Annotated in this window: 7 protein-coding genes; 6 read left to right on the top strand and 1 reads right to left on the bottom strand. The window is 74.4% G+C overall.

Annotated features, from left to right (window positions below; genetic code table 11):
* Positions 1-334 precede the first annotated feature (334 nt).
* Genes AB0C69_RS34135 through AB0C69_RS34115 form a run of 5 tightly spaced genes read left to right on the top strand, consistent with a single transcriptional unit; the run spans position 335 to position 6,804 of the window.
* Positions 335-619, top strand: a complete 285-nt coding sequence (locus AB0C69_RS34135) for a DUF4282 domain-containing protein (protein ID WP_360359106.1) — start codon at positions 335-337, stop codon at positions 617-619.
* Positions 620-630: 11 nt separating this feature from the next.
* Positions 631-2,967: a protein kinase gene (locus AB0C69_RS34130; RefSeq protein ID WP_360359104.1), complete on the top strand. Its 2,337-nt coding sequence runs from the start codon at positions 631-633 to the stop codon at positions 2,965-2,967.
* The gene (locus AB0C69_RS34125) at positions 2,964-4,088 is read left to right on the top strand and encodes a response regulator receiver protein (protein WP_360359101.1); all 1,125 of its coding nucleotides are present in this window, start codon (positions 2,964-2,966) and stop codon (positions 4,086-4,088) included. Before AB0C69_RS34130 ends, AB0C69_RS34125 begins: the two co-directional genes overlap by 4 nt.
* Before the next feature lie 38 nt (positions 4,089-4,126).
* A complete protein-coding gene (locus tag AB0C69_RS34120) occupies positions 4,127-6,040 on the top strand; it encodes an AAA family ATPase (RefSeq protein ID WP_353835330.1) in 1,914 nt (637 codons plus the stop codon).
* Positions 6,037-6,804 (top strand): 4Fe-4S single cluster domain-containing protein, encoded by a 768-nt coding sequence (locus AB0C69_RS34115; RefSeq protein ID WP_345177040.1) that lies wholly within the window; start codon positions 6,037-6,039, stop codon positions 6,802-6,804. Before AB0C69_RS34120 ends, AB0C69_RS34115 begins: the two co-directional genes overlap by 4 nt.
* On the opposite strand, the gene AB0C69_RS34110 is transcribed toward AB0C69_RS34115, so the two are convergent.
* Entirely contained in the window at positions 6,708-7,415 is a 708-nt protein-coding gene (locus AB0C69_RS34110) for a hypothetical protein (protein WP_360359112.1), read from the bottom strand. The genes AB0C69_RS34115 and AB0C69_RS34110 overlap by 97 nt on opposite strands.
* A gap of 51 nt (positions 7,416-7,466) precedes the next feature.
* Here AB0C69_RS34110 and AB0C69_RS34105 point away from each other — a divergent pair.
* Positions 7,467-7,851, top strand: a 385-nt coding sequence (locus tag AB0C69_RS34105) for an FHA domain-containing protein (protein ID WP_360359109.1), incomplete at its 3' end; no start/stop codon positions are given.

The raw sequence follows: 7,851 nt of genomic DNA, 5'->3' as shown, positions 1-7,851 counted from the left end.
GTTCGCGCGGCCGCACCGGGCCCCCGCGCGATACGGGATCGTCGCGCGGCGGGTTCCGGCGGCGGACGGGGCCAGGCTTTAGAGTCTCCGTGTAGCGGTCCCCACACTGGAGACGACGGTGATGACGAACCCACCGGACCCTGGCAACCCTCCGCGTCCGCAGGCGCCCGGCGGTCCCGGCGGGCCCTACGGTCCACCGCCCGGCGGGCCCGCCGGGCCCGGCGGCCCATTCCCCGGCCCCGTCCCCGGCCCCCGCCCGCCCGGCCCGGCCTCCGGGTACCCGGAGCCGCCGCGGGGATGGGCGCCCCCGCCCGGCGAGCCGAGGGGCGGGAACGTGTTCGGAGGGCTGTTCGACCTCAACTTCGACACCATGATCACCACGCGGGTGGTGAAGATCCTCTACGTGCTCGCGCTGATCCCGATCACCCTGTTCGCGCTGCTGATGGCGGTGTACGGGATCGCGTGGCTCGACGACAGCGCGGCGTTCGGCCTCATGCTGCTCCTCGGGTCCCCGTTCGCGTGGCTCTTCCAGGTGTTCGCGACCCGGATCGCCCTGGAGTTCGTCATCAACCAGTTCAAGATCAGCGAGTATCTTCGGGCCATCAAGGACAAGGGCTAGACGGGACGGCTGTGGGCGAGTTCGATGGCGCCCCGCCACGCGACACCCGGCGCGACGCCGGGACGACGCGGCGGGACGCGGAGGTGCCCGGGCCGCGCCCGGCGTCGTCGACCCGGCGGGAGGGGCACGGTCCCGGGGATCCGCTGATGCGGCTGCCGGCCGTGCTCGGCGAGCGGTACGCGACGGTCGCCGAGCTGCCCGTGCAGGGCGCCGAGTCCGACCTGCTCCTGGTGCGCGACGCCGACGGCGCCGAGTTCGTGGTGAAGATCTTCCGCCGCGGGTACCGCGCCGACCGGGAGGTGTGGGCGAAGCTGCCCGCGCTGGACGCGCCGAACGTCCTGCGCATCCTGGAGACGGGGCACGCCGACGGGCGCGACTACGAGATCGCCGCGTACGCGCCGGACGGCAACCTGCGGGCGCTGATGGACGAGGGGCCTCTCCCGGAGGACACGGTGGCCGAGGTCGCCGCCCAGCTCGCCGCCGGTCTGGAGGCGCTGCACCGGGCCGGCATCGTCCACCGGGACCTCAAGCCCGAGAACGTCCTGGTGCTGGGCGGGGAGCCGCTGCGGCTCGCCATCGCCGACTTCGGGCTGAGCCGGGTCCTCGACCAGAGCGTGGTGTTCGCCTCGTCGTCGCGGACTCTGGCCTACGCCGCTCCGGAGTCCCTGTCCGGCCAGGTGTCGCCGGCGCGCGACTGGTGGTCGCTCGGCATGATCGTCCGGGAGCTGGCGACGGGGCGGCCGCCGTTCCAGGGGCTGAGCGAGACCGTCGTGGTCGACCATCTCGCGACGCGGCCGGTCAGCGCGGACGACGTCTCCGACCCCCGGCTGCGGCTGCTGTGCCAGGGGCTGCTGACCCGCGACCCGCGCGCGCGATGGACGGGCGAGCAGGTACGGGAGTGGCTGGACGGCGGTTCGCCGCGGGTCGCGGAGGAGAGCGTCCCGGCGGGCGCCGGGCTGCCGTTCAGGGGCCGCCGCTACACCGGCAGGAGCGAGCTGGCCCGCGCGCTCGTCGAGAACTGGGACCACGCCGCCCAGTACTTCTTCGGCCGGGGAGAGACCGGCGAGGCGTGGCGGAGCCTGCGGGAGTGGCTCGCGGAGGTGCCCGACGACGGCCGCATCGCGCTCGTCGACGGCCACCTCATGACGACGCTGCCGCCCGACGTCAAGCTCCTGCACCTCGTGCGGTGGCTGGATCCGGCGATGCCCCCGCACTACCTCGGCCGCCGGATCACCGCCGCCGACCTGCCCGGGCTGGCGGGCCTGGCCGCCGACCGGCGCCATCCCGACCACCGCACCGCCTGCCTCATCGGGCGGGCGCTGTGGGAGCACCGCCTGCTGCCCGTCCTCGCCGGCTTCGCGGGCGGCGAGGAACTGGCCCGGGTCGACGACCAGTGGCGCGCGCACGTGTCGGCATGGAACGACCTGGTGCGCTGGCTGCGCGAGCAGGCCTCCGCGCCGCCTGGCCTCGCCGGCCGGCTGCCCGACGCCGGCGCGGAGGAGCCGCCCGCCGTGCTGCTCGCCCTGCTCGCGCTGGCGGCGCGTCCCGGCGAGACCGGGCGGCTGATCGCCAAGGGCGCGGCACGGGCCCGCGAGCCGGTCTCCGAACCGGTGCCGTGGTTCACCTGGATGGTGGACGGTGCCGGCGACGATCCGCTGCGGCTGCTCGCCGTGGCCCGCGCCGCACCCGAGGCCGTGGCCGAGAGCGAGTCGCGGACGCGCGAGCGGCACGCCGCCGAGCAGCGCGACGAGGCGCTGCGCACGCACTGGGCCGAACGCGAACGGCAGCGGCTCGCCGGCCGCGGCGCCGCGATGGCGAAGGCGGTCGCGCTGACGTCGCCGCTGCTGCTGTTCTGGCTCCTGGGCAGCTGGATGATCGGCTCGCTGTTCGGCGGCGGCGGCAACGACGACGGCACGACATCGGTCGGCCTGCACAGTTCCTCTTCGGGCGTCTCCTTCGGCGTTCTGGCCGTCGTGTCCGTGCTCGCCTGGGCGGTGCAGTGCGGCAGCGAGGTCGTCGCAGCGCGCGCACAGGGCGCGGACTACCTCCCCCACGGGCCCTGGGCGATGCTCTCGGGCATTCTCGGCGCGGGCGGCCGCGGGCTGTCGACGGCGTCCCAGACGATGTCGGGCGCCGCGCGGCAGACCGGGCGGCGCGGCTGCGGATGCGTGCTCGCCGCCGCGACGGTGCCGCTGCTCCTCTTCCTCCTCCTGCTCGCGGCGGTGACGTCCATCGCGAGCCTGCTGTGGGTCCTCGTCCTCATCGCCGTCCCCGCCGCGCACGCCGTCGCGGCCGGGGTGCGGCTGCACCACTGGCGGCAGGCACGGACGATCGGAGGGACCCCATGAGCAGCGGGATCGACGCGGACATCGCGCTGGACGCGGCGGTGGTGCTCAGCCTCGGCATGACCCGCCTGCTCGGGCACGGCGCGGGCCTGGCCGGACGCGGCGCGGAGGCGCTGGCCGCGCTCGCCGCCGGGCGCGCCGAGGCGCGTGCCGCGGCGCTCGCCGAGGTCCGCACGCACGAGCGGGCGCTGCGCGAGACGGTGGAGCGCAACGCGCGCATCGCCGCGCTCGCCGAGACCCGCGCGAAGATCGGTGCGGAGGTGCCGCTGCCCGGCCGGCTCGACCCGGCCGAGCGGTCCGCCGCCGAGCTGACCGCCTGGTGCGCGGCGACCGACCCCGTCCTGGACGAGGCCGAGCGGCGCCTCTCCGAGCATCTCGCCGCCCAGGTCGGCGCGCAGATCTTCGACGTCCCCGCCGAGGGGCTGGCGGCCGGCGTGCGGGACGGTTCGCCGCCGCCGCGGGCCTCCGACGTGCGCGAGCACCTCGAACGGATCATGGTGCGGCTGCTGCCCGACGCCGGGGAGGCGGAGCGGCGGGCGGTCGCAGAGGCGGCCCGGCTGCTGGCCGGCGCGGCGACGCCGGCCGACGCGGAGGGCGTGCTGCAGGAGGTGCGGCTGCGGATCCAGGAGGCCAACCGCCGCACCCGGGAGCGGCGGGACGAGGAGCGGCGGCTGGCGGCCGAGCGCGACGCCGCCGAGCAGGCCGAGGCCGAGCGCCGGTACGTCCTCGACTCGATCACGGCCGCGTTCGAGGACATGGGGTACGAGGTCCAGGCCGGGTTCGAGACGCTGACGGCCGAGGACGGCACCGTGACGCTGACCAAGGGCGCCTGGCCCGACCACAGCGTCCGGATGCGCGTGGACGACGCCGCGCACGTGCGCGCCTCGATGGTGCGCGAGCGGCCCGCCGAGAGCGAGGACGACCGCCGGGTGGACGTCGAGCGGGAACGGGAGTGGTGCGAGGCGTTCGAGGCGGCGCGCGAGCGCCTGGCCGGCGAGGGGATCCGCTCGGACGTGGCGTGGCGGCTGGAGCCCGGAGTGCGTGAGCTGCCCGTTTCGGCGGAGGCACGGCAGACTAGGGGCCGTGCCGCCCAACGCGAACGCTCCCGCGAGCGTCACAAGTGAGGTGTGCAGGGGGCGCTCGGACGGAGTGGAGTGACTAGATGAGCATTGATTCGCCGACCCTCGGGGGCCGGCTGCTGGGTTGGCCGCCGTTCATCCGGGAGCTGGACGCGACCCTCTCGGTGCACTCCCAGTACGTCCTGTCGGGCAACCTGCACGACAGCTTCCTGGCTCCCTCGTCGGACGGCGGCCCGGCGGTGCTGCTGCCCCTGCGGGCGCTGCTGTGGGAGACGCTGCGCTCCAGCGGCGCGGCCTTCATGGCCGTCTACGACCCGGTGGACGGGCTGCAGATCGTCCCCGGTCCGAACGAGCCGTCCGGGGACGAGGCCGCGGCGGCGGCGGAGTCGCTGCTCGGCAAGGTCAAGGCGGACGAGAAGCCCTCGCTGGAGGGGCTGACGCGGCACCTGGCCGCGGTCGCCCGGCCGCAGGAGAACGTCCGCGCCGCCTTCGTGATCGACTCGGCGTCGCGCATCGCCCGGACCCCGACCGACCTGGAGCCGGCCGAGCGCGACTTCTTCCGGTTCTGCGCGAAGCTGTCGCGCAGCGCGCGCCCCGTCCGGGTGACGGGGGCGCGGCCGAAGCCGCTCTACAACCCGGTCGTCTGGCTGGTGGAGCGGCCGGGCGACCTGCCGCCGTGGCTGACGGCCGACAACGAGAACATCCGCGAGATCACGATCCCGCGCCCGCACCTCGGCGACCGGCAGGAGACGGCGCGGCTGCTGGCCCGCGCGTTCGGGGTGAGCGACGTCGGGTCGGACGAGGTGGCGGCCGCGGCGTGCGACGCGTTCGCCGAGCAGGCCGACGGGCTGACCCTCCAGTCGATGATCGAGGTGACCCGGCTGGCGAAGGAGCGCAACGTCGACCTCGCCGACCTGCCGGACGCGGTCCGCACCTACAAGCTGGGCGTGCTCGACAACCCGTGGAGCCGCGGGCACCTGCGGCGCCGGGTGCTGGAGGGCGAGAAGCGCGTCCCCGAGCGGGTGATCGGGCAGCCGCAGGCGGTCACGAAGACGCTGGACATCCTCAAGCGGGCGGTGCTCGGGCTGTCGGGCGCGCAGGCGACCAGGTCGGGCAGCCGGCCGCGCGGGGTGCTGTTCTTCGCGGGCCCGACCGGCACCGGCAAGACGGAGCTGGCCAAGGCCATCACCGAGCTGGTCTTCGGCGACGAGTCGGCCTACCTGCGCTTCGACATGAGCGAGTTCTCCGGCGAGGGCTCCGGCGACCGGCTGATCGGGTCGCCGCCCGGGTACGTGGGACACGAGGCCGGCGGCGAGCTCACCAACGCCGTCCGGGAGGACCCGTTCCGGGTGATCCTCTTCGACGAGATCGAGAAGGCGCACCCGCGGATCCTGGACAAGTTCCTGCAGATCCTGGAGGACGGGCGGCTCACCGACGGGCGCGGCAACACCGTCCACTTCTCCGAGTCGATCCTCATCTTCACCTCCAACCTCGGGATGTTCGTGCCGGGACGCGACCTCACGACCCGCGACGGGGCCGCGTACGGGGCCCCTGACCGTGTGCAGAACATCACACCCGGGATGTCCTACGAGCAGGTCGAGCAGCGCATCAAGGGCGCCGTCGCCGACCACTTCACGACGGTGCTGAACCGGCCGGAGCTGCTGAACCGGTTCGGCGACAACATCGTGGTGTTCGACTTCATCTCCGGCGAGGCCGCGCACAAGATCTTCGACCTGCAGTTCGCGAACATCTGCCGGCGGGTCACCGAGGAGCACCGGCTCGTCCTCGCCGTGAAGGGGGACGCGCTCCAGACGCTCCGCGAGTGGTGCACGGAGGAGCTCGCCAAGGGCGGGCGCGGCATCGGCATGGCGCTGGAGTCCCACTTCGTCAACCCGCTGGCGCGCGCGCTCTTCGACCGGGAGCTCGTCCCGGACGAGAAGGTCACCGTCACGGGGATCCGGCGCGAGGGCAGCATCGTGCACCTGGACCTCCAGTGAGCGCGGGCCGTCCCCCGGCGGCCGGAGACGGCGCCGGCGAGACGCTCCTGCTCGCCAAGGCGCACTACCCGGTGACCACACTCGGCCCGGGGACGCGGGCGGGCATCTGGACGCAGGGCTGCACGCTGCACTGCAACGGGTGCCTCTCCCGCGACACGTGGGACGCCGACCCGGGCCGGGCCATCCCCGTCGAAGCGGTCCTAGGATGGCTCGCGTCCCTTCCCGAACCGGTCGACGGGGTGACCATCTCGGGCGGCGAACCGTTCCAGCAGCCGGCCGCGCTGGCGGCCCTGGTGCGGGGGATCCGCGCGTGGCGGGAGACCCGCGACCGTGAGACGATTGCGTTGGACATATTGGTTTACAGCGGATATGTCTACTCTCGACTCTCGCGCGCCGCTGTGACGCGCGAGATCGTCGACATGTGTGACGCCGTGGTCACCGGGCCGTACGTCGACCGGCTCAACCCTGGGGGGCGACACCCCGCGGACGGCTCCCTACTCTGGAGGGGGTCGGCCAACCAGCGTGTCGTGCCGGTGTCCCCCCTGGGACGCGAGCGGTACGGGGCAGTGGCCGGCGTCGGTGACACTGAAGCGATCGGTGACACTGAAGGAAGAGGGCCCCGAGTACAGGTGTCCGTGGACGAAGGGCCGGAGGGAAAGCGGGTGTACTACATCGGGATCCCGCGAAGAGGTGACATGGAGCACCTCACGTCGAGGCTCGACCGCGCCGGGGTGCGCTCGGGGGATGTGTCATGGCGACCTTGAACTGTCCGGTCTGCGACGAGCCGTTCCAGCCGGGCGATCTGCTCTGCATGAGCTGCGGGGCCAACCTGGCGCGCGCCGGTGGCGGCGCTCACCAGCAGGGCCCGGGCGGGTACGAACCGCAGCGGATACCCCCGCCGCCAGGGCCGCAGCAGGGGGGCCAGCAGTACGGCGCCCCGCAGCCCGGCCCGGCCGACCACCAGTACGGGCAGCCTCAGCACGGTCAGGGCCAGCACGGCCAGCCGCAGCATGGGCAGCCGCAGTACGGCCAGCCTCAGCACGGGCAGCAGCAGTACGGGCAGCCGCAACAGCAGCAGCCCCCCGCCGACCCGTGGGGCGCGCCGCAGCAGCCCCAGGACCAGTGGGGCGCGCCGCAGCCGCAGCCGCAGTCTCAGGACCAGTACCAGCCGCAGCAGCAGTACGGCGCCCCGCAGGACCAGTACGGCGCGCCGCAGCCCGGCCCGGCCGACCACCAGTACGGGCAGCCTCAGCACGGGCAGCCCCAGTACGGCCAGCCGCAGCACGGGGGTCAGCCGCAGCACGGGGGTCAGCCGCAGCACGGAGGCCCGTCGCCGCAGCTGCCGCACGGCCGCGAGGCGACGCTGCTGCCGCACGAGCACAACCAGGGTCAGCAGCGGTCGGCCGCGCCCGACAGCACGGCGTTCATGTGCCCGTACTGCGAGGCGGTGCTGAGCAACCCGGGCGCCGCGCAGTGCGACTCGTGCCTGCGCCCGCTGCCGCAGAAGGGCACGCCCGTCCTGCGCGTCCAGTTCCCCACGGGCGAGCTCAAGGTCTCGGTCGGCCAGCACCTGGTGCTCGGCCGGGACGCGGGCCAGTCGCCGGTGGCGGCCACGTTCACGCAGTACGACAACGTGTCGCGGCGCCACTCGACGGTGTGGCTCGACCCGTCCGGGACGGCCTGGGTGCGCGACGAGGGCTCCACCAACGGGACGTTCGTCAACGGCGAGCGGCTCCCCCGCGGCGTGGACGCCCCGCTCCGCGACGGCGACCAGCTCCGCCTGGCCGCCGACGTCACGGGCACCGTCCAGC

Source organism: Actinomadura sp. NPDC048032, from assembly GCF_040653175.1.
GTDB classification, from domain to species: Bacteria; Actinomycetota; Actinomycetes; order Streptosporangiales; family Streptosporangiaceae; genus Spirillospora; species Spirillospora verrucosospora.
This window is presented reverse-complemented; position numbering and strand designations above follow the sequence as displayed.

Coding starts and splice junctions, on each gene's coding strand:
- AB0C69_RS34125 (WP_360359101.1), top strand. CDS start 2,964: ATGAGCAGCGGGATCGACGCGGACATCGCGCTGGACGCGGCGGTGGTG.
- AB0C69_RS34120 (WP_353835330.1), top strand. CDS start 4,127: ATGAGCATTGATTCGCCGACCCTCGGGGGCCGGCTGCTGGGTTGGCCG.